Origin of the sequence: Micromonospora endophytica (assembly GCF_003236305.1) — a bacterium.
GTDB classification, from domain to species: domain Bacteria; phylum Actinomycetota; class Actinomycetes; order Mycobacteriales; family Micromonosporaceae; genus Micromonospora; species Micromonospora endophytica.
On record NZ_POTX01000112.1, the window covers coordinates 1 to 18622 of the forward strand.

23 protein-coding genes and 4 tRNA genes are annotated in these 18622 nt (G+C 67.8%); 5 read left to right on the forward strand and 22 right to left on the reverse strand.

The annotated features are described in order from the left end of the window. The 12 genes from rplA to C1I93_RS32520 all read right to left on the reverse strand — a co-directional run. Nucleotides 1-570 (reverse strand): 50S ribosomal protein L1 (gene rplA / locus C1I93_RS17090; RefSeq protein ID WP_111244291.1); only part of this gene is annotated, 570 nt, incomplete at its 3' end. 82 nt (nt 571-652) lie between these two features. Beyond that, entirely contained in the window at nt 653-1084 is a 432-nt protein-coding gene (gene rplK, locus C1I93_RS17095) for a 50S ribosomal protein L11 (RefSeq protein WP_093403591.1), read from the reverse strand. Between the two features lie 204 nt (nt 1085-1288). Beyond that, nucleotides 1289-2011, reverse strand: a complete 723-nt coding sequence (nusG, locus tag C1I93_RS17100) for a transcription termination/antitermination protein NusG (protein ID WP_111244292.1) — start codon at nt 2009-2011, stop codon at nt 1289-1291. Nucleotides 2012-2050: 39 nt separating this feature from the next. Continuing rightward, entirely contained in the window at nt 2051-2443 is a 393-nt protein-coding gene (secE, locus tag C1I93_RS17105; protein ID WP_111244293.1) for a preprotein translocase subunit SecE, read from the reverse strand. A 210-nt stretch (nt 2444-2653) separates the two neighbouring features. After that, nucleotides 2654-2726: transfer RNA gene (locus tag C1I93_RS17110), tRNA-Trp, on the reverse strand. Between the two features lie 100 nt (nt 2727-2826). Beyond that, nucleotides 2827-3246, reverse strand: coding sequence for a MaoC family dehydratase (locus C1I93_RS17115; protein ID WP_111244294.1), 420 nt, complete (start codon nt 3244-3246; stop codon nt 2827-2829). A gap of 1 nt (nt 3247) precedes the next feature. Next, nucleotides 3248-3694, reverse strand: coding sequence for a MaoC family dehydratase N-terminal domain-containing protein (locus C1I93_RS17120; RefSeq protein ID WP_111244295.1), 447 nt, complete (start codon nt 3692-3694; stop codon nt 3248-3250). Nucleotides 3695-3826: 132 nt separating this feature from the next. Continuing rightward, on the reverse strand, nt 3827-3994 hold the full coding sequence (rpmG, locus tag C1I93_RS17125) for a 50S ribosomal protein L33 (RefSeq protein ID WP_007073056.1): 168 nt from the start codon (nt 3992-3994) through the stop codon (nt 3827-3829). 131 nt (nt 3995-4125) lie between these two features. Beyond that, a tRNA-Met gene (locus tag C1I93_RS17130) sits at nt 4126-4198 on the reverse strand. A gap of 25 nt (nt 4199-4223) precedes the next feature. Continuing rightward, nucleotides 4224-4296, reverse strand: a tRNA-Thr gene (locus C1I93_RS17135). 92 nt (nt 4297-4388) lie between these two features. Continuing rightward, entirely contained in the window at nt 4389-6920 is a 2532-nt protein-coding gene (locus C1I93_RS17140) for a putative bifunctional diguanylate cyclase/phosphodiesterase (protein WP_111244296.1), read from the reverse strand. A 45-nt stretch (nt 6921-6965) separates the two neighbouring features. Next, a complete protein-coding gene (locus tag C1I93_RS32520; RefSeq protein WP_258378301.1) occupies nt 6966-7100 on the reverse strand; it encodes a hypothetical protein in 135 nt (44 codons plus the stop codon). Between the two features lie 324 nt (nt 7101-7424). Between C1I93_RS32520 and C1I93_RS17145 the strand changes: the two genes are divergently transcribed. Next, on the forward strand, nt 7425-7868 hold the full coding sequence (locus C1I93_RS17145; RefSeq protein WP_111244297.1) for a hypothetical protein: 444 nt from the start codon (nt 7425-7427) through the stop codon (nt 7866-7868). A gap of 240 nt (nt 7869-8108) precedes the next feature. Here the strand turns inward: C1I93_RS17145 and C1I93_RS17150 are convergent, their stop codons facing one another. Continuing rightward, entirely contained in the window at nt 8109-8354 is a 246-nt protein-coding gene (locus tag C1I93_RS17150; RefSeq protein ID WP_111244298.1) for a precorrin-4 C11-methyltransferase, read from the reverse strand. A gap of 85 nt (nt 8355-8439) precedes the next feature. Beyond that, complete coding sequence (locus tag C1I93_RS32525; protein ID WP_223256758.1) at nt 8440-8760, reverse strand: hypothetical protein; 321 nt, start codon at nt 8758-8760, stop codon at nt 8440-8442. 112 nt (nt 8761-8872) lie between these two features. Here C1I93_RS32525 and C1I93_RS32530 point away from each other — a divergent pair, with 112 nt between their 5' ends. Together C1I93_RS32530 and C1I93_RS17165 are read left to right on the forward strand one after the other, a co-directional pair. After that, nucleotides 8873-9715 carry a hypothetical protein gene (locus C1I93_RS32530; protein ID WP_223256757.1) on the forward strand — a complete coding sequence of 281 codons (843 nt, stop codon included), beginning with the start codon at nt 8873-8875 and terminating at the stop codon, nt 9713-9715. Next, a complete protein-coding gene (locus C1I93_RS17165; RefSeq protein WP_111244299.1) occupies nt 9691-10521 on the forward strand; it encodes a protein phosphatase 2C domain-containing protein in 831 nt (276 codons plus the stop codon). The genes C1I93_RS32530 and C1I93_RS17165 overlap by 25 nt, the downstream gene beginning before the upstream one ends. Before the next feature lie 35 nt (nt 10522-10556). On the opposite strand, the gene C1I93_RS17170 is transcribed toward C1I93_RS17165, so the two are convergent. The 6 genes from C1I93_RS17170 to C1I93_RS17195 form a co-directional block, all read right to left on the reverse strand. After that, nucleotides 10557-10829, reverse strand: a complete 273-nt coding sequence (locus C1I93_RS17170) for a helix-turn-helix domain-containing protein (protein ID WP_212808287.1) — start codon at nt 10827-10829, stop codon at nt 10557-10559. A 32-nt stretch (nt 10830-10861) separates the two neighbouring features. Beyond that, entirely contained in the window at nt 10862-11257 is a 396-nt protein-coding gene (locus tag C1I93_RS17175) for a type II toxin-antitoxin system RelE/ParE family toxin (RefSeq protein ID WP_420811804.1), read from the reverse strand. A gap of 93 nt (nt 11258-11350) precedes the next feature. Next, a complete protein-coding gene (locus tag C1I93_RS17180) occupies nt 11351-12082 on the reverse strand; it encodes a hypothetical protein (protein ID WP_119663995.1) in 732 nt (243 codons plus the stop codon). Between the two features lie 637 nt (nt 12083-12719). Further along, nucleotides 12720-13271 (reverse strand): hypothetical protein, encoded by a 552-nt coding sequence (locus C1I93_RS17185; protein WP_146603519.1) that lies wholly within the window; start codon nt 13269-13271, stop codon nt 12720-12722. Between the two features lie 35 nt (nt 13272-13306). Further along, a complete protein-coding gene (locus tag C1I93_RS17190) occupies nt 13307-14764 on the reverse strand; it encodes a tyrosine-type recombinase/integrase (protein ID WP_111244303.1) in 1458 nt (485 codons plus the stop codon). 178 nt (nt 14765-14942) lie between these two features. Continuing rightward, nucleotides 14943-15026 (reverse strand) — tRNA-Tyr (locus tag C1I93_RS17195). Nucleotides 15027-15175: 149 nt separating this feature from the next. On the opposite strand from C1I93_RS17195, the gene C1I93_RS17200 reads away from it, so the two are divergent. Continuing rightward, nucleotides 15176-15670, forward strand: a complete 495-nt coding sequence (locus tag C1I93_RS17200; protein WP_111244308.1) for a YajQ family cyclic di-GMP-binding protein — start codon at nt 15176-15178, stop codon at nt 15668-15670. Between the two features lie 112 nt (nt 15671-15782). Here the strand turns inward: C1I93_RS17200 and C1I93_RS17205 are convergent, their stop codons facing one another. Then, complete coding sequence (locus C1I93_RS17205; protein ID WP_111244304.1) at nt 15783-16607, reverse strand: SDR family NAD(P)-dependent oxidoreductase; 825 nt, start codon at nt 16605-16607, stop codon at nt 15783-15785. Between the two features lie 103 nt (nt 16608-16710). On the opposite strand from C1I93_RS17205, the gene C1I93_RS17210 reads away from it, so the two are divergent. Next, nucleotides 16711-17298: a TetR/AcrR family transcriptional regulator gene (locus tag C1I93_RS17210; protein ID WP_111244305.1), complete on the forward strand. Its 588-nt coding sequence runs from the start codon at nt 16711-16713 to the stop codon at nt 17296-17298. A 25-nt stretch (nt 17299-17323) separates the two neighbouring features. Here the strand turns inward: C1I93_RS17210 and C1I93_RS17215 are convergent. Next, nucleotides 17324-18622: MFS transporter (locus C1I93_RS17215; RefSeq protein ID WP_309148205.1), on the reverse strand; the 1299-nt coding region annotated here is incomplete at its 5' end.

Below are 18622 nucleotides of genomic sequence, written 5' to 3' on the forward strand. Positions count from 1 at the left end.
GGCCGCGTAGTTGTCGACCAGCTGGTTCTCGGAGAACGATGCCTTGCCGATGATCAGGTGCAGGTTCGAGTGCTTGTCCACCCGGAAGGTGATCTTGCCGCCCTTGATGTCTGCGACCGCCTTGGTGACGTCCATGGTCACCGTGCCGGTCTTCGGGTTCGGCATGAGACCGCGCGGGCCCAGGATCCGCGCGATCCGGCCGATCTTGGCCATCTGGTCCGGCGTGGCGATCGCCGCGTCGAAGTCCAGCCAGCCACCCTGGATCCGGGCGACCAACTCGTCGGTGCCCACCTCGTCGGCACCGGCCGCGACGGCCTCCTCGGCCTTCGCGCCGGCGGCGAAGACGATCACCCGGGCGGTCTTACCGGTGCCGTGCGGCAGGTTGACCGTGCCCCGGACCATCTGGTCCGCCTTACGGGGGTCGACGCCGAGGCGCATGGCGACCTCGACCGTGGCGTCGAACTTGACGTTCGTCGTCTCCTTGGCCAGCTTGACGGCCTCGGCGGGGGTGTAGAGCTTGGTCCGGTCGATGACCTCGAAGGCCTTGCGGTAGCTCTTGCTGCGCTGCATGTTCTGTCTACTCCTGTGGTTGATGGCGGGCCGCGACGTGCGCGCGCCCTCCCACGATCCGTACGGGTCGCTGTGGCCGAGGTCAGTCGGTGACGTTCAGACCCATCGACCGGGCAGTGCCGGCGATGATCTTCTCAGCCTGGTCGAGGTCGTTGGCGTTGAGGTCGGCCATCTTCTTCTCGGCGATCTCCCGCAGCTGGGCGCGGGTCACCGAGCCGACCTTCTGGGTGTGCGGAACGCCCGAGCCCTTCTGCACACCGGCGGCCTTGATCAGCAGCCGGGCGGCGGGCGGGGTCTTCAGCACGAAGGTGAAGGAGCGGTCCTCGTACACGCTGATCTCGGCGGGGACGATGTCGCCCCGCTGCGACTCGGTCTGCGCGTTGTACGACTTGCAGAACTCCATGATGTTCACGCCGTGCTGGCCGAGCGCGGGGCCGACCGGCGGCGCCGGAGTGGCCTGGCCCGCCGGCAGCTGAAGCGTGAAAGTCTTGACGAGCTTCTTCTTCGGAGGCATGTCTCTTCCTGGGGCTTGGAACTGGAAAAGGTTCGCACCACGCCACCGTCGGGCGCGCACGGTCAGCGCGGGACGACGGCAGCGACGTTCTAGGGTAGCGCAGGCCGGGAGGAGCCCATCCACGGAGGTTGGCCGGACGGGCGAACCGGATATGAGTCACCGCTGGCAGCGGCCGTTGAAGGTCGCCGCCAGCGGTCAGCTACATCAGATCTTCGCGACCTGGTTGAAGTTCAACTCGACGGGCGTCTCCCGGCCGAAGATCGACACCAGCACCTTGAGCTTCTGCTGGTCGGCGTTGATCTCGCTGATCGTGGCCGGCAGTGAGGCGAAGGCACCGTCGGTGACGGTCACCGAGTCGCCGACCTCGAAGTCAAGGACCTTGATCTCGGGCTTGGCCTTCTTCTGTTCGGTCTCGACGGCCGGCGCGAGCCACTTGAGCACCTCGTCGAGGCTCAGCGGCGCCGGGCGGTCAGCCCGGTCGGTGGCCCCCACGAAGCCGGTGACGCCGGGGGTGTTCCGGACGCAGGAGTAGGACTCCGCGGTCAACTCCATCCGGACCAGGATGTAGCCAGGGAAGACCTTGGCCTGCACCTGGGACCGCTTGCCGTTCTTGACCTCGACCTCTTCCCGGGTCGGCACCTCGACCTGGTAGATGTAGTCCTCCATGTCGAGGGACGTGATCCGGGTCTCGAGGTTGGTCTTGACCTTGTTCTCGTAGCCGGCGTACGAGTGCACCACGTACCAGTCGCCCGGCGCGTAGCGCAGCTTCTGCCGCAGCTCCGCGACCGGGTCGAAGTCCTCGTCCGGTGCTGGCTCACTCAGGGCGAACTCTGGCTCGCTGGCGGCCTCGACCGACTCGTCACCAGCCGCCGTCGCCACCGTGGACTGTTCGTCCGTGGTCTCGGCGGTCTCGTCGTACTCAGGCACGCTTGCTCACTTCCGTCACTATCGGCACGTGTCAGCCGGTCAGCTGGGGTTGCCGAAGACCCACAACACACCCTTGGCGAAGCCATAGTCGAGGACGGCGACGATCGTCAGCATCACGGTGACGAACGCGATCACCACGCCCGTGTAGGTCAGCAACTCCTTGCGGGTCGGCCAGATGACCTTACGCAGTTCGGCCACGACCTCGCGGATGAAACGCGCGATACGACCGAAGAGCCCGACTTTGTCGGCATCGGTGCGCGTCTTCGACCGGCTGTCGGCGGACTCCGCCTTGGCCCGCTCGCGGGTGGCGGTGCCGCCCCGGGAGACCGGCTCGTCCGCGTCGGTGGCGTCGTCGTCGGCACCGTCGCTGACGACCTCGTCGTTCAGGCGGTCGTCGTCGGCGTCCTCGCCGTGCCGCTTGTTGTCGGCCACTTCGCCCTCCGTCGCGGGATGTCGGGTCGCACGCGGTGCGCGTGCGCGGCGCTTGGTCACGCCAGCCGGACCAACCGTCCCGGGACGGGCCGCGGCCGGCGGATCAACCAGGAGGGCCCGATGCCTCGGGACCTCCCCGCCGATGCCACCACCACGGGCCGGACGCCACCGATTGGTGGCGCGACCCACGGAACGGTCAGGCCTGAGGCGCAGGGGTGACAGGACTTGAACCTGCAGCCTGCGGTTTTGGAGACCGCTGCTCTGCCAATTGAGCTACACCCCTGTGCGGCAACGCTCGCCCTGCCAGGTCACACGACCAGGCAGGAGTCACTTGCCCCACGGCGGACCAGTGTACGGGTACCGGCCCGTCTTAACCAACCGGTCTACCCCTCGCGCCCCGCGACACCGGTCGGGAGGGGAGTCCGCACGGTGGCTCGCGCCTGCGCGAGCACCTTCTCACCGTTGCAGGTCGCGGTGATGTCCAGCCTGGTCAGACCCGCTTCGGCAGTCTCCCGGGCCACCGCGTTGACCACGATCTCGGTGCCGGAATCGTCGTCCGGAACCACCACCGGGCGGGTGAACCGCACGCCGTAGTCGACCACCGCGTCGGCGGCACCCGCCCAGGTGGTGACCGCCCGGCCGACGAGCGCCATGGTGAGCATGCCGTGCGCGATCACACCGGGCAGACCCACGGTGGTGGCGAATCTGTCGCTCCAGTGGATCGGGTTGAAGTCGCCGGAGGCGCCGGCGTAGCGGATCAGGTCCGCCCGGGTGACCCGGAACGTCTGGGTGGGCAGCTCCATGTCAGTTCTCCCCGCGTACGACGAGCTTCATCCAGGCGGTGACCACCGGCTCACCGGTGACCGTGCTGACCTCGGTCCGGGTGGTCACGAAGTCGTGGCCGCCGCGGCTGGTGATGTCCTCGACGGTGTTGACGCAGACCAGCTCGTCGCCGGCGACCACCGGACGGGTGTACGCGAACCGCTGGTCGCCGTGGACGACCCGGCTGTAGTCGATGCCGAGCGCCGGATCCTCGATCATCTGGCGGTTGGCGGCCATGGTGAGCACCATCGGGAAGGTCGGCGGCGCGACCACGTCCGGGTGCCCAAGCGCGCGGGCGGCCTCGGGATCGTGGTGGGCGGGATCGGTGGCCCCGATCGCCGTCGCGAACTCGCGGATCTTCTCGCGGCCCACCTGGTAGGGGGCGGTCGGCGGGTAACTGCGGCCGACGAAGGAGTGGTCCAGGGACATGCCGCGAACCTTAACGGAAAGCACAAATCGCCGATCCGCGCGGTCGACGCGGGCCCACCCAGGGCCGCGCCGTCCGTGCCGGACCGGCGATCGTGGTACGCGTGGAGCCGGGCCGACTCGGCCCGGACCGGGTCAGCGCGTCTCGCGGTGAACGGTGTGCCGTCCGTCCCGGGGGCAGAACTTCTTCAGCTCGATGCGGTCCGGGTCGTTACGGCGGTTCTTGCGCGTGATGTAGTTGCGCTCCTTGCACTCCACACACGCCAAAGTGATCTTCGGCCGGACATCGGTCGCCTTCGCCACGGCGGAGTGCCTTCCTCGCTAACGGATACAACTACAGCGCTACAGCCTACGCGCCACCTGGGCGGACACGCAAAGCGGGCGCCCCATGGCGCCCGTCCTACGACCACCGGGAACACCCGGCGGACGGAGAGTAGCGGTGGCCGGACTTGAACCGGCGACACAGCGATTATGAGCCGCTTGCTCTGCCATCTGAGCTACACCGCCGTGGTGGGCCCAGCCGGACCCTCTGAGCCCCCTTACGGAATCGAACCGTAGACCTTCTCCTTACCATGGAGACGCTCTGCCGACTGAGCTAAGGGGGCCTGCGCGATCACTCGGTGGCCGCGCAGAGGTAAGAGTACACGGCCCCGCCGCGCTGGTGAAATCGGATCCCCAGGCACGGCGTACGCCCAGCTCAGGGCACGACGCGCAGGCGCGGAAGCTCGCTGTTGGAGATCGACTCCGGCTCCACCTGAGCACCGAACCAGGCCTCCAGCCGCTCGTACGGTAGCGGGCGGCTGAACAGGAATCCCTGGCCGATCTCACAGCCGATGTCCTGGAGGAGTTCCAGGGTCAGCTCGCTCTCCACCCCCTCGGCCACCACGGTCAGGCCGAACTGTTGGGAGAGGGTGACCACCGCGTTGACGATCGCCAGGTCACCCGGGTCGGTCGCCATGCCCTGCACGAACGACCTGTCGACCTTGACCTCGTTGACCGGCAACCGGCGCAGGTGGGCCAGGGAGGAGTTGCCGGTGCCGAAGTCGTCCACGGAGAGCCGTACGCCGAGATCCCGCAGCCGGCGCAGGGTCGGGATGGGCCGCTCCGTGCCGTCCAGCACCCCGGCCTCGGTGATCTCCAGCGTCAGCAGTTGCGCCGGCACGCCGTACTCATTGAGCAGGGCGCGGACCAGCTCCGGGAAATGCGGGTCGATGAGCGTACGCGCGGAGAGGTTGACCGCGACGGCGAGCGCGTGGCCGCCGAGGGCCCAGTCGCGGCTGCGCCGCAGTCCCTCCCGGAGCACGAACTCGGTGAGCCGTTCGAGCTGGCCGGTGTGCTCGGCCACGGCGACGAAGTCCTCCGGGGCGACAGTGCCCTGCGTCGGGTGTTCCCAGCGGGCCAGGCACTCCACCCCGACCAGCCGGCGGTCCCGCAACGTCACCTTGGGCTGGTAGTAGACCTCCAGCTGACCGTTGTCGAAGGCGCTGCGCAGGTCACCGGCGAGCCCGAGCCGGCGCAACGAACGCGACTCCAGCGCGGGGCTGTAAAGCTGCACGCTGCCCGGCACCGACTTCGCCGCGGTCGCCGCCACGTCCACCCGTTGCAGCAGGGTCGCCGGATCGCTGCCGTGATCCGGATGTACGACGATCCCGACGGCGGTGTCCACGTCCAGCGTCAGGGCGTCGAAGACCATCTCGTCGCGGATCTGCTCCCGCAACTGCCCGGCGAGTTCCACCGCCGCGTCGGCACTCTCCAGCCGTAGCGTCACCAGGAACTCGTCTCCGCCGACCCGGCCGACCAGCGCGGCAGACGGTACGCAGCCGCGCAGCCGGTCCGCGACCTCGACCAGGACCTTGTCCCCCGCCGCGTGGCCGAGGGACTCGTTGACCTGCCGCAGTCGGTCGACGTCGAAGAGCAGCAACGCGACCACCTCGCCCGGCGCGCGGATCCGGACCGCCTCGGCCAGCGCGCCGAGGATCCGGCGGCGGTTGGGCAGTTTGGTGAGGCCGTCGTGGTAGGCGTCGTGCCGCAGCCGGTCGACCAGGCGGGAATTCTCCAGCGCCACCGCGGCGTGGGCCGCCACGGTCTCGAAGACGGTGACGTCCGAGGCGCGAAAGAAGTTGATGTCGCCGAGCCGGTTGGCCACCTCCAGGGTGCCGATGACGGCCTTGCCCGAACGCAGCGGCACCACGATCACGTCCTTGACCGTGGTCGGCCGCAACGCTTCGCGCAGCTGCGGGTCGGCGCCGAGCCGGTGACTCATCGCCACCGTCTCCTGGCGGGCCAGCGCGGCCTCGCGAAGCACCGCCGGGCTGGGGGTGGAGTCCAGCAACCCGGGCTTACCCTCCTGGGCGGTCAGCAGCACCTCCGGGTGCCGTCCCTGCGCGGGCATCCAGAGCGTGGCGGATTCCGCCTGCATCAGGCTCCGGATACGGACCAGCAACGCGTCGATGAGGTTTCCGTCCGGCCCGCTCTCGGTGATCGCCTTGGTCAGCTCGTACATCTCGGAGAGGGTCCGGTGCTGCCGGAGGAACTGCGTATAGGAGTGGTAGACCAACGCGAACGCCAGCGCCAGCCCGGCGAAGATCAGGATGGCCCACGGGGTGCTCTGCCAGGCGATGATGATCAACAGTCCAATGGAGAGGTTGATCATGAGGCCGAGCAACATCGGTGGACCCGCGGCCCGGATCAGTTCCCGACCGGCCTGCCAGCCCTGCACCACGGTGAAGACCCCGACCATGGCCGCGAGCTGGACCACGGTGTGGATGCCGATCGCGGCGAGCAGGACTGCCCACGTGCCTGGTCCGACATTTCCGGACTTCGGCAACACGGTGTACACCGCCGTGGCCAGGGCGGTCGCCACCGCCGCACCTGCCACGTTGAACCAGAGCTTCACCGGCAGCACCTTGCGGCGCAGCTGGATCACGAGACTGGCGACGGTGTACGCCAGCACCACCGACAACGGTGGCAGCACGAACAACGCGACGACGAGCGGGATCTCGGTCGGCGAGACCAGGAACGCCTGCCGTCGGATCACCACGTTGATGGTCGGCATGGCGGCGACGATCATCGCCACGGTGAGTAGCAGAGTGAGCGGCAGTTCACCCAGCGAGGGATGGACTGTGACCCCGAGCAGCAGGCAGACAAGCACCGCACAGAGCGCCAGCGGGCCCGTGATGAGCCAGGCGTACTCCGTTCGTCGACGAGCGGAGCGGGGACGAAACGTCATAGCTCCCCTCGTCGGTTATGTCTGTTGACCGAGCGGGGTGACCGGTCAGGGCAGCGTGGATGAGGCCCAATCGATGCCGGAAGTTCGCACTTCGAGCTCGGCAGCCGCGCCGGACGCGATTACCAGGCTGAGAACGAGCATGACGGAGCCGAACAGCCGGCCCAGACGTTGAGCAGACATCTGTGCTCCTGGTGGGGTGATCGCAATCCTGTTGGAGGTCCCCCGATAGTGCCACAGCCGCTCGGCCCGTGGAAAGTTCACGGGACCGATGTCAGACCGGTCGGCGTGCCGCGAGAGACGAGCGTAGCTCCCGCGTGTACATCCGGGCAGGTCAGTGCCGGCAATTCGACAGCACGATCGGAAGAAGACACCAACCAGTCATTATCTTCGTTACCTGCCGTAGCGGATCTAGTGGACAACAGGCCACTGTCTCCGGTCCGCCCGTCGATCCCGGGCCAGCCGGTTGACCTGCGTACCTGGGGCGGGTTGGGGTATTGATCGACCATGGGGCACAGCAGCAGGTCGGTAGACCAGGACCACTCCCGCCCGGACGGTGTGGACGACACCACCATCGAGGCACTCGGCGAGCTGAGCAAGGCGCTGGAGATCATCCACCGGGTACGCGGACACCTCTACTCCGCACACCAACTCGTGGGCACCGCGGACCTGACCCTCGACCGGGTGGTGCAGCTACTCCGCGAGGCCGGACACGACGCGGTGGCCGACCGGGTCGAAAATGAGCTGCTGGGACGCAACGTGCTCCCCGGCCGCTGGACCTTCCAGATCATGGAAGAGTTCGACGACGGCTACTACGCGGCCTTCCAGGAGATCGAACGGTACGCCCGAGAGACACTGGCCGCCGGCCGGCGGCACATCTACGAGGCGGAGATGAAGCAGCGTCGGCGTACCCCCGGCGAGCCCGGCCACGACGCCACGCCGCAGAGCTGACCACCCTTCATCGCACGTCGACCAAGCCGCGCAGGGCGGTCAGCACCCGCGCCTGCACCTGCTCGCGCAGAGCCTGCCAACCCTGCCCATCAACCCCCGGTGCCGACCATCGACCACCACTGGGCTTGGCATGCAGGAATGACGGTCAGGAGAAGCATGATTTCACTGTGAAATTTTGATTTCTCTCTGAAATCACGCCCGACCGACAATGTGCTCCTGGCGCCCGCCGCCGTCCTGGGTTCAGCGGGAGTCGTCGCGTACCGCAAGGGGTTGCCCTTTGGTCATCACCCGGTAGCGGGCGTAGGTCAGCTCGTAGATCAGCCGGTCGAGCTGCACCCGCGACAACAACACCGACTCCGTCCCACCGGAACGGGTCGCGTCGACCTTCACCACCGGCTCACGGCGGCGGAACCGGTCCAGCAGCAGTTGCACGCTCACCCAACCACCGCGCTCGGTGCCGATGGTGGCGAGCAACCCCCGATGCATCGGATCATCCGGCCCACAACCCCGACACCAGTCAGGACACGCCGCATCGTCACCTGCCGTGGCCTTTCGCCCGCCCGCCGGCCGATCAGTTGCCGCCATGCCCGCCACCCCCCTGCACCAGCAACGACCGCAACTGCGAAACGAGCTGCCCGGCCTGCGGGAAGGACAACTCAGCCCAGGCGGTGCCCGCCCGGCAGGCCACGTGCACCGTCACCCTCGGCTCCTCACCATCGGCCTCGATCAGGTACGACGCCACCGCCCCCGACGGCCGCACCTCACCGACCTTCAGCAGTACGCCCCGATGCCGCCGCCCCATGTGCGCCAACACCGGCGGCACCAGATGCCCACACCGATCCGGCACACACCACTGCGGATGCACCGGCACCCGCCCTGACTGACTAACCACAGCCACCTCCTCCGCCTATGCCCCTAGAAGCCGCATGTTCGTAGTTTGTTTAGGGGGTATAAGCAGACTAGCGAGCCCGTTCGATCTGTCAAGGGGGGCTAAACTCCTTCGTGTGAGTGAGCCCCTCGATCAGTTCGAACGCATACGCAGCGAGGCCGACCCGCTGCGTCAGGCCAAGCTGGCAGGCGAACTCATCGCCATCTACCAGCAGCGATCGGTGGAACTCGCGCGACTCCGCAAGGAAGCGATCAACCGTGCGGCATCCGAACGCGGCATCTCCTACAGCGCCATCGCCACCGAACTGGGCCTCACCCGTGGTCGAATCACCCAGATCCGACAGACGGCACCGCCGGCGGAACGAGCGTTCTTCGGCGTCGGCCCGATAACTGTCGCACTGCCACTGCGAGAGGCCGCCGGTCGGGCACTGCCGGTCATCTCCTCCGAGGACGCTCGGGCCGCAGAGCAGCTCACCAGACTGCTCACCGACCTCTCCTTCCAGGTGGAGCAGTTCCGCATCCCGCCGGACGGTAGCTGGCAACCGAGAGGCGATGCCGTCGCCATCTGCGGCCCGAAGTCCTCCCCGGTGACGGCGACTGCCATCAGCGGGGATCCGCTCCTCACGTTCGAACCGGACATCTCAGGGAACTGGACGATCCGCGAGCGTGACGGAAGTCGGGTCTACGAATCGCCGATGGACGGGGAGAACGAGCGGCGGTGGTCTGACGTGGCGTACGTCGCTCGACTCCCACTGCCGGCCAGCGGACAGAGCCTGCTCGTGATCGCCGGTGTCCACGCGCTCGGCTCGGTCGGCGCCGTCGACTACCTGTCCCGCAACCTTCCCGACCTATATCACCAGGTCGGCACACGCCCGTTCTCGATGGTCGTCGGCAGCGATCATGACGGCGAAACGGTGACGAGGAGCGAACTCCTGTGTCCTCCACGAACGCACGGTTAGCGACCATCCGCACGGCGGAGCGTCCTCGACCTGACCGACCCAGCGAGGATCGCGTCTTCGCCACCGCCAACGCCGTTGTGGTGCTCGACGGCGCATCACAGCCAGAAGCCAGCGAGCGCAACGGAGGTTGGCTGGCCGACACACTCGGCCGAGAACTCGCCGACCAACTGACTCGCCGCCACGACGACCTGCGTCGAATCCTCGCCGACGCCATCACCTCGGTTGCCAACCGGTACGGTCTGCAACCCGGCGCAGCCCCCTCGACCACCGTCAGCATCGTCCGCTGGAACGGCACTGCGATTGACGTGCTGGTCCTCGGCGACAGTCCCGTCATCGTGCTGACGCGCAACGGTGAGGTGCACCAGGTGCGCGACGACCGACTACACCAGATTGCCAGCCACGAACGCCGACAACTGACAGAGCAACCCGACAACGGGTTCGCTTTCGGGGACCGTGACCGGTGGCGCAACCTCGTCGATGCCGAACGCAGCCACCGCAACCAGCCAGGCGGCTACTGGATAGCAGAAGCGGCACCCGAGGCCGCAGCCCATGCCCTGACCAGCCGATGGCGGTTCCAGGACATGGCCGCCGCCGTGCTGATGACCGACGGCGTATCAGCAGGGGTGAACCGCTACCGCAGGCCATCGAGTTGGAAAGCGGCGGTCGAGTTGGCCTTGGCCGACCCCAGTGGGCTTGTGAATCTGGTCCACGACGCCGAGGCCGAAGACCCGGAGGGGACTCGATGGCCACGGAGCAAACGCCACGACGACAAGACTCTTGCAGTCATCGAGTTCTACCACGAGTAGGTGCGAGGCGCTGCGTCCCTTGTGCCGGACAAGCATCAGCTCAGGGCGAACCGGTCACCATCAAAGTCGGCGATGATCTCCAGCTTGCCACCGAGAGCAGCGACGTACCGCTCGATGGTGCCGACCTCCGTCGCCGGCACCTCACCCTTCTCAATCGCGGCAACCCTCGGCTGGGATATCTGCATGCGCTCGGCCATCTCTCGTTGGGTCAGACCTCGACGCTCGCGCATCTCACGCAGGCGGGTGGCCCGGACCTCAGCGAGCATGCGCTCCTTGTGCTCGGCGACCTTGGCCTCATCGAGATTCATCCGGGATCGGGTGTCCCACCAACTGCGCGTCATCAGCGTTGTCCCTTCATCGTTCGAAGGTGTTCGGCGAAGAGCCTGTCAGCTTCGAGAATGTTCATCTCGTACCAGCCCTTCCAGTTGCCGGCCTTGTTCCCTGCCACCAGCAGGATGGCTGTCCGGGTCGGGTCGAAAGCAAACAGGATGCGGATCTCGGTCCCACCCGAGGAGCCGGGCCGGAGTTCCTTCATGTTCTTGTAGTCCGAGCCCTTGACCCTGTCGACCAGTGGACGCCCCAAGGCTGGGCCCTCCCTGGCGAGGATGTCGATGGCGGCGGCTACCTGGTTGGCAGAGTCTGGGTCTTCCTTGCTCAGCCGAACGAACCACTCGTCCAACTCGTCGGTGGCGTCGATGCGCCACTCGCCTGCGCCCCCACTGTAGTCCACGTACAACCTCTACGTTATATGGATCGGCAAATTAATCCCGTTGATGGGGACAACAGCCGAAGTGGCGCTGAGGTAACGCCCTCTGCCCAACTGTCGCACTTACGCCAATCGGGCCCACCCGAGCCCTACGACGAGCATCAGCAGGATGGCGACTCCCCAGACAACGTTCCGGCCTGTCCCATCGAAGATCAGGTAGGCGATCTGCGCCACCAAGAAGATCGAACTCAGCACCAAGTCGACGAGGAGGAGCACAAGCGTCAGCGCCAGACGCAACAGGAACCAGGCGAAGCCCAGGCCACACCACTTGTCGATCGTTGAGTCGTCGTACGCCCAACGCGTCAACATGAAGGGCTTGTAGAGCGAGGCTTCCCAACCCTTGCTCCACTTCGCGCCAACTCTGACCAAAAATGAGTCGCCGCCCTCCTTCGCCCCCGCTTCCATTGGCTTGAACTGGATCTTCTTAACGGCGCCACCGGTGATGTCGATCAAGACCTGACCGTCCTTCACCTGGATGGTGGTCTTCCCGTTCACCACGACGGTCAACTGGTCACGGCCAGCCTGAACCCTGAACACCTTGTCGAACCCGGTCTTGCCCTGCTTCCGATCGCGAAGTAGCACGTAGATCGTGCTGCCGTCTCGCGGCGGAAGGGAGTATTCAGCACCGATCGAGAACTCCCCGATCGGGGTGATGAAGCTCGTTTCACCCTCGACGGCAACACCGTCAGGTCCGACCGTCAGCGCTACTGGCAGCAGCACCGGCTTGTAGCGGACCTTCCCTTCAGCTTCGGGATCGCAGCCAGCGAGCACCAGGACAAGGAGCACGAGCATCATCCACACGGAACGGTCGCGGAGCAGTCGTGCTTGAGCAGCCCGCACCGCTGGTGGACGAGGCAGGAACGGCACCCGCTTGATGGCAAGATCTGCCTTCAACGTGAACCGCCCGGTTGACCAACGCCTCCCGGCGCCAGGCCAACTACCGTAAGTAGCCACATGATTACGAGTGTCCCGGAAGCCGTCAAGCCCTCGCTGGACGGCAATTCCCGGGCCGGCACGAGAATCTTGCTCTCCCCGAATGATCCGAGAGCGTCGCCGATCTTGTCGCTGCGCCGAAGCAGCCGCATGGCGAAGGTCGTACCGGCGACGGGCCATCGGCGAGACTGCCCAGCTTCGGTCACGGCCTTGCCTTGGGCAAGCTTGATCAACCTGGCTATAACGAGACGCAACGGGCTGGACTCAGCCGGACTCGGCTAGCTCAACGAGAACGGCCCCCGATCAGCATCTCTGCTGTTCAGGGGCCTTGTCGCACCTGGTGGCGGGTAGAGGATTCGAACCTCTGTAGCTTTCGCGACGGATTTACAGGGCGTCCGTGATCTTGGCCGGGCGGCCGGGGCTGACCTGCCGTTTCTCGGTTTCGCTCAGCCGACTGACTCCGGGTCGCCCATCATTTGCCCACTCCCCACAGGCTTCGTCAAGCAGGCCATGGAGCCGGGCCAGCCACGGTCGGCTTCGTTGCATCCTGGTGCAAGGCAGTCGATGCCTCGGTCAGGGCGCGGTTCACGTCCCAGACATCCCCGATGCCTGATGCGTGTCCGCTGATCGCGGAGATCACGGCCGTCGCATGAACTCCGATCTCATGACCACCAACGATGACCACCTCGTCGTAGCACTTGCTCAGCTCGGCCATTGCCAGAGCGAACGGCGTTCCGACCTCGTAGCGACCCGTGTACTTGATCTCCGACCCTGCCGGCAAGGGAGGCAACGACTCTTCATCCAAGGGCAACGCGGCCCCAGAAGAGACGAGCGACCTGGCCTCGTCAAACGCAGCGCGGGACAGTTGGAGAAACCGGGCGTAAACCAGCCGCTTTTCCGCCGTTAGGGCAACCGCGACGCTGATCACCCCCTGCACCTTCATCGCATCAAGCTGATGCCGCCGGCCCGCGTTAGCTGTCCATACCGTCCCAGCCACACCCGCGACACCAACTACAGCCGTCATGACAGGCCCAAGCCACTCCCACGCCATCCACTCATGGTGGTGACCGTCCGCAAGACGCCGAGTCATCCGAGGGCATCGCCGATCTTGTCGTTCATGGTGTCGTCGCCGCCGTCGATGCAGTTGGCGTAGACGCGGAGCAGGACGGCGACGCCGTGGCCCAGGCGGCGGGCGACCTCGGTGGGTGGGACGCCGGCATTCAGCCAGAGCGAAGCCGCCGCGTGGCGGAGGTCGTACGGGCGGCGGGCCAGCGGCGAGGCTGCCTGCGCTTCGGTCAGGGCCTTGTCTCGGGCGATTTTCCACCACCGGTCGTAGACCGACTCGGAGAGCGGGCCGCCGTGCAGGCCACGGAAGAAGCGACCGTCCGGGGCGATGCCGTGATTCTCGACGTGGGCGCAGAGCAGCTCGACGAGGCGGGGTGGGATCGGGACCGTACGAGTCTCGGCCCTGCCCCGGTGCTTTAGTCCGCGCCGTTCGTGGGAGCCGCCGTCATCGGTCCAGTGGGAGCCGGCGCGCGGGGAGGTGCCGGCGAGGGCCAGGCGGCCCCAACGGTATTCGATCTTCCGGTGGTCGCAGGACTTAGAGGGTTTAACCGCCGCCAGGTCGTCGAAGTCGGTGCCGCAATCGACGCAACGGCCAGAGAGGTCGCAGTCGTCGCGCCGGAGGTCGGCGGCCTCGGAGGGGCGCATGCCCGCGTAGTAGAGGCAGCCGAAGAAGGCGGTGACCTTGTCGGCGCGTTTGCCGAGAGATTTGACCGCCTCCAGTAGCGCGGCTACCTGGGCGGGGCTTGCCACCACCCGGCGGTCGATGGACTGGGCGACCTCGGGGGCGGTCCACTGGACGCGGTCGACCGGGTTGGAGTCGATCAGCTCCAGCTCGACGGCGTACCCGAGGGCGTTGTAGAAGGTTGCGCGCTTGCGCTGGACGGTGGAGGCAGCAGCGGGCTTGCCGTCGAGGCGTACGCAGAGGCTGTCGAGGACGCGGCGGACCACAGCGGGTGAGTCCAGCTCAACGACGGGGAGGGAGGCGGTTTCGAGCCAGGTGAGCGCCGCCGCGTGGTCGGCCGGGATCTCGTCGGACCAGCGGCGCGGGTTGAGGCCGTAGAGGTACAGCGCTTCGCGGAGCAGGGCGTCATCGGGTCGGCCTCGCTTGGCTGGGCGGGTAAGGGTGACCGTGATGGAGGTGAGCGCTTCGACGATCGACCGTCGGGTCTCGGCCGCCGCGCGAGGCCATTTCATCTCGACGTACGCGCGACTATATGCGTACCAGGTGGTGGGGTTCTTGGTTCTAGCCTCGGAGGCTGGGCGGCCGGTGGTCGGGTCGAAGGGCTCCCCCGCATTGGCCGCCTGCACCAGCTCGGCACGGAACGAGTGCGCGAGGGCCTTGGTACGGAACATGTCCTCGAAGCGCTGGCCGCTGACTGCCCACCGGACCCGCCAAGGTCGAGACTTCCGGTCGGCGCGCTTGGTGATCTCCCAGATCTGGACCTCGTGGCTTGCCCCCGGCCCGTCTCCCGCAGCCACAGACCGCCTCAACCGGCCCCGCGCAACGCCGTCCCGCAACCCCGGCGTCCGGCTTGATCAGCCTGCCCACGATATGCCCACAACGAGTCGCAAGGGGCTGGACTCAGCCGGACCGAGCTAGATCAACGACAGCGGCCCCCGATCAGCATCTCTGCTGTTCAGGGGCCTTAATCGCACCTGGTGGCGGGTAGAGGATTCGAACCTCTGTAGCTTTCGCGACGGATTTACAGTCCGCTCCCATTGGCCGCTCGGGCAACCCGCCAGGGCGTACCACCGCACCGGTGGCGCGGCAGCGAAGCAAGGATAGCGGCTTCCCCCGCCACTGCCGCAACCGGGTACCGTCAGAGGGTCGTACCCCTGGTCATCCGGGGGCGAAGGATCACAAACTCGCCAGACAGCAGGAGCATGAGCATGGCAGCGAACCCGTCGTTCGACATCGTGAGCAAGGTTGACCGCCAGGAGGTCGACAACGCCCTCCGCCAGGCGGAGAAGGAGCTCGGGACGCGGTTCGACTTCCGGGGTACGGGGGCGGAGATCTCCTGGTCGGGCGAGGAGGCGATCAGTCTCCAGGCCGAGACCGAGGAGCGGGTACGGGCGGCGCTTGATGTGTTCAAGGAGAAGCTGATCAAGCGCAACATCTCGATGAAGTCGCTGGACGCGGGCGACCCCCGGCCCTCGGGCAAGATTTTCAAGATCGACGCCAAGGTGGTGCAGGGCATCGACCAGGAGAAGGCCAAGGCGATCAGCAAGAAGATCCGGGACGAGGGCCCCAAGGGCGTCCAGGCGCAGATCCAGGGCGATCAGTTGCGGGTGACCGGCAAGAAGAAGGACGACCTTCAGGCCGTCATCACGCTGCTCAAGAACGAGGACTTCGGGGTCGCCCTCCAGTTCACCAACTACCGCTGAGCCACCCTCCGCTGAGCCACCCACCACTGAGCCGACCACCGGCGGGGCGCGGTCGCCACGAAGGCAGCGGCGCTCTGCCGGGGCCGGGCCCACGTCATTCGGCGGGCCCGGCTCAGCCGGGGGCTTGGCGGCTCAGGTGCTCCCAGGCGCGGTATTCCTCCACTCTGGCCTGCTCCATCTGTTGCACCAGGTCGTACGAGCGGCTGCCGACGATCAGGCGCAGCGGTGGGTCGGGCAGCTCCGCGAGGGCCAGGATGACCGGTGCGGCGGTGTCGGGGGCGGGGCCGGCGTCGTCGCTCCAGAGTTCGGCCAGTTGTGCCCGCAGCGGGTCGTACGCGGGATCGGGGTCGGTGGCCGTGGTGCCGAGCGTGTAGAGGCCGGTGTCGTAGCCGCCGGGCTGCACGATGGTGACAGTGATGCCGAAGGGTGCGAGTTCCATCGCCACGGACTGGCTGAGCGCGTCCAGCGCCGATTTGCCTGCCGCGTAGCACCCGACCGAGGCCACCCCGCCGCCGCTGCCCATCGAGGTGACCTGGAGCAGCCGGCCGGTTCCCTGCGTACGCAGGTGCGGGATGACGGCCTGGGTGACCCAGACAGCGCCGAAGAAGTTGACGTCGAAGTGCCTGCGGATCTGCTCCTCGGTGGCTTCTTCGAGCATGCCGAGCAGCAGGCCACCGGCGTTGTTGAGCACCACGTCGAGGCGGCCGAAGGTCGCCGCCGCGCGGTCCACCGTCCGGCTGACGGCGGCCCGGTCGGCCACGTCGAGGGGCAGCGTGACCAGGGTGTCCGGGTGGCGCGCGGTCAGCTCGGCGAGCGGGGTGAGGTCGCGGGCTGCGCCGATGACCTGGTCTCCTGCGGCCAGGGCCGCCTCGGTGACCGCCCGGCCCAGGCCACGGGTCGCCCCGGTGATGAACCAGACGCGCGAGTCGGTTGTCACTGTCACTCCTCAAATTGGCGAGGCGAGACGGTTCGTCTCGTCAACTACCACACCACGCCACCGCTCCGATGGCAAGACGGAGCGTCTCGCGTACCCTCGGGGGATGCCGGCACCCGACCCCGCGCGACGCAGCGAACGCTCCCGGTTGGCGGTGCTGCGGGCCACCCGCGAGCTGGTCACCGAGGTCGGCTACGCCGGGTTGTCGATCGAGGCGATCGCCGCGCGGGCCGGCGTGGGCAAGCAGACGATCTACCGCTGGTGGCGGTCCAAGGGCGCGGTGGTCTTCGACGCGATCCTGGCGCTGAGTGAGGGCAGCGAGGGCGCGGTGACGCTGCCGGACACCGGCGACATCGAAGCGGACCTCAAGGTGGTGCTGCGGGCCACCGTCGCGGAGTTCGCCGACCCGGCGTTCGAGGCACCGATCCGGGCACTCAACCTGGAGATCGCGAGCGATCCCGAGCTGGCCGCCGAATACCGGAAGCGGTTGGCGGCGCCGGTGGACGAGGCCAAGAAGGCGCGGCTACGCAGCGCACAGCAGGCCGGTCAGATCCGCGCGGACGCCGACCTGGACCTGGCGCTCGAACTGCTCTACGCGCCGCTGTATCAGCGCTGGTTGTTACGCTCCGCGCCGCTCACCCCGGAATACGCTGACGCACTCGTCGAGCACGTGCTCCGCGCGCTGCGCCCCTGAGCGGTAGGTGCCCGCCGGGCGGCGGTCAGACCGGGATTGGCTGCTCGTCGCGTACCGTGGCGGCTTCCGCGCGGGCGATGGAGCCGGCGGGCAGGGCCGCGACCCCGGCCCCGACGGCGACCGCCGCGCCCGCGAAGACGAAGGCCCAGGGCACGCCACCGTAGTCGACGGTCAGGCCGGCCACCGCGCCGCCGACCGCGCTGGCGCCGACCGACATGGTCACCACCCAGGTGTACGCCTCGTTCAGCATGCCGGCCGGGGAGATCCGCCCGACCAGGGTGTTCTCCAGGGTCAGCGCGGGTGCGATGGTGGCCCCGCCGATCACCAGGGCGATGCCGAGCGCGACCGGGGTGGGCATCACGGCGAAGACGGCGAAGGTGCCCGCCACCGCGGCGAGCAGCCAGGAGAACTGGCGGGTCAGGTTGCGGGCCGGCCGGCGGGTGCCGAACCAGAAGCCGCCGATGGCGCTGCCGATCCCCCAGACGGCGAGCAGCAGGCCGGCGAGGCTGTCCGGGTCGTCCGGGGTGTGCCGGGTGGCGAAGGCCGGCACGGTCACCCCGGCCGCGCCGAAGGCGATGCCGAGCCCAGCCACACAGACCAGCAGGGCCGGGAAACCGGTGACCCGCAGCGGTCCCAACCCCCGCGTGCGCTGCTCCCGGGGGTGCGGCCGCCAGGCGCGCATCACCTGGCCGAGGGCCACCGCCACGGTGCCGACCACTGTCACCACCGCCGCGCCGACAAGCGCCGCGCCGGCGTCGGCGACCAGGACGAAACCGGCCACCAGCAGCGGGCCGAGCACGAAAACGATCTCGAACAGGGTGGTCTCCGCGGCGAGCGCCGTGTTGCGCAGGTGGTAACGGCCGGCGGCGACGCTCGTCAGGTCGTTCCAGGCACCCCGGATGGCGGCGGTCATCGGCGGGTACGACCCACCGGCGAGCGCGGCGGCCACCAGCACCACGGCGAAGGGGGTGCCGTCGGCGCGGGCCGCCCAGAGCAGACCGAGCAGGGCCAGCGGGTGGACGATCGCGGTGGCCAGCAGCACCGGAGTGGGCCCGATCCGGTCGGCGATCCGGCCCGCCACCGGGCTGAGCGCGGCACCGGTGAGGGCGTAGCAGCCACCCGCCACGGCGGCCAGCGAGTAGCGCCCGGTGACCTGCTCGACGACGAGCAACAGGGCAAGCGGTGTCATGCCGATGCCGAGCCGGCCGATGATGCCGGTGATCAGCAGCGTCGGTGCCCCCGGAAGCTGCCAGACGGCCAGATAACTGCGCAGCCCAGCCACCACCGACCTCCCCGATGTAATGAGCAAGAACCGCCTTGGACC

Coding starts and splice junctions, on each gene's coding strand:
- C1I93_RS17145 (WP_111244297.1), top strand. CDS start 7,425: ATGGGGCACAGCAGCAGGTCGGTAGACCAGGACCACTCCCGCCCGGAC.
- C1I93_RS32520 (WP_258378301.1), bottom strand. CDS start 7,100: ATGTCTGCTCAACGTCTGGGCCGGCTGTTCGGCTCCGTCATGCTCGTT.
- C1I93_RS17120 (WP_111244295.1), bottom strand. CDS start 3,694: ATGTCCCTGGACCACTCCTTCGTCGGCCGCAGTTACCCGCCGACCGCC.
- C1I93_RS17180 (WP_119663995.1), bottom strand. CDS start 12,082: ATGATGCTCGTGCTCCTTGTCCTGGTGCTCGCTGGCTGCGATCCCGAA.
- C1I93_RS17210 (WP_111244305.1), top strand. CDS start 16,711: ATGCCGGCACCCGACCCCGCGCGACGCAGCGAACGCTCCCGGTTGGCG.
- C1I93_RS17115 (WP_111244294.1), bottom strand. CDS start 3,246: ATGGAGCTGCCCACCCAGACGTTCCGGGTCACCCGGGCGGACCTGATC.
- rplK (WP_093403591.1), bottom strand. CDS start 1,084: ATGCCTCCGAAGAAGAAGCTCGTCAAGACTTTCACGCTTCAGCTGCCG.
- C1I93_RS17170 (WP_212808287.1), bottom strand. CDS start 10,829: ATGAATCTCGATGAGGCCAAGGTCGCCGAGCACAAGGAGCGCATGCTC.
- C1I93_RS17200 (WP_111244308.1), top strand. CDS start 15,176: ATGGCAGCGAACCCGTCGTTCGACATCGTGAGCAAGGTTGACCGCCAG.
- C1I93_RS17140 (WP_111244296.1), bottom strand. CDS start 6,920: ATGACGTTTCGTCCCCGCTCCGCTCGTCGACGAACGGAGTACGCCTGG.
- C1I93_RS17150 (WP_111244298.1), bottom strand. CDS start 8,354: ATGCATCGGGGGTTGCTCGCCACCATCGGCACCGAGCGCGGTGGTTGG.
- C1I93_RS17185 (WP_146603519.1), bottom strand. CDS start 13,271: ATGGCGTGGGAGTGGCTTGGGCCTGTCATGACGGCTGTAGTTGGTGTC.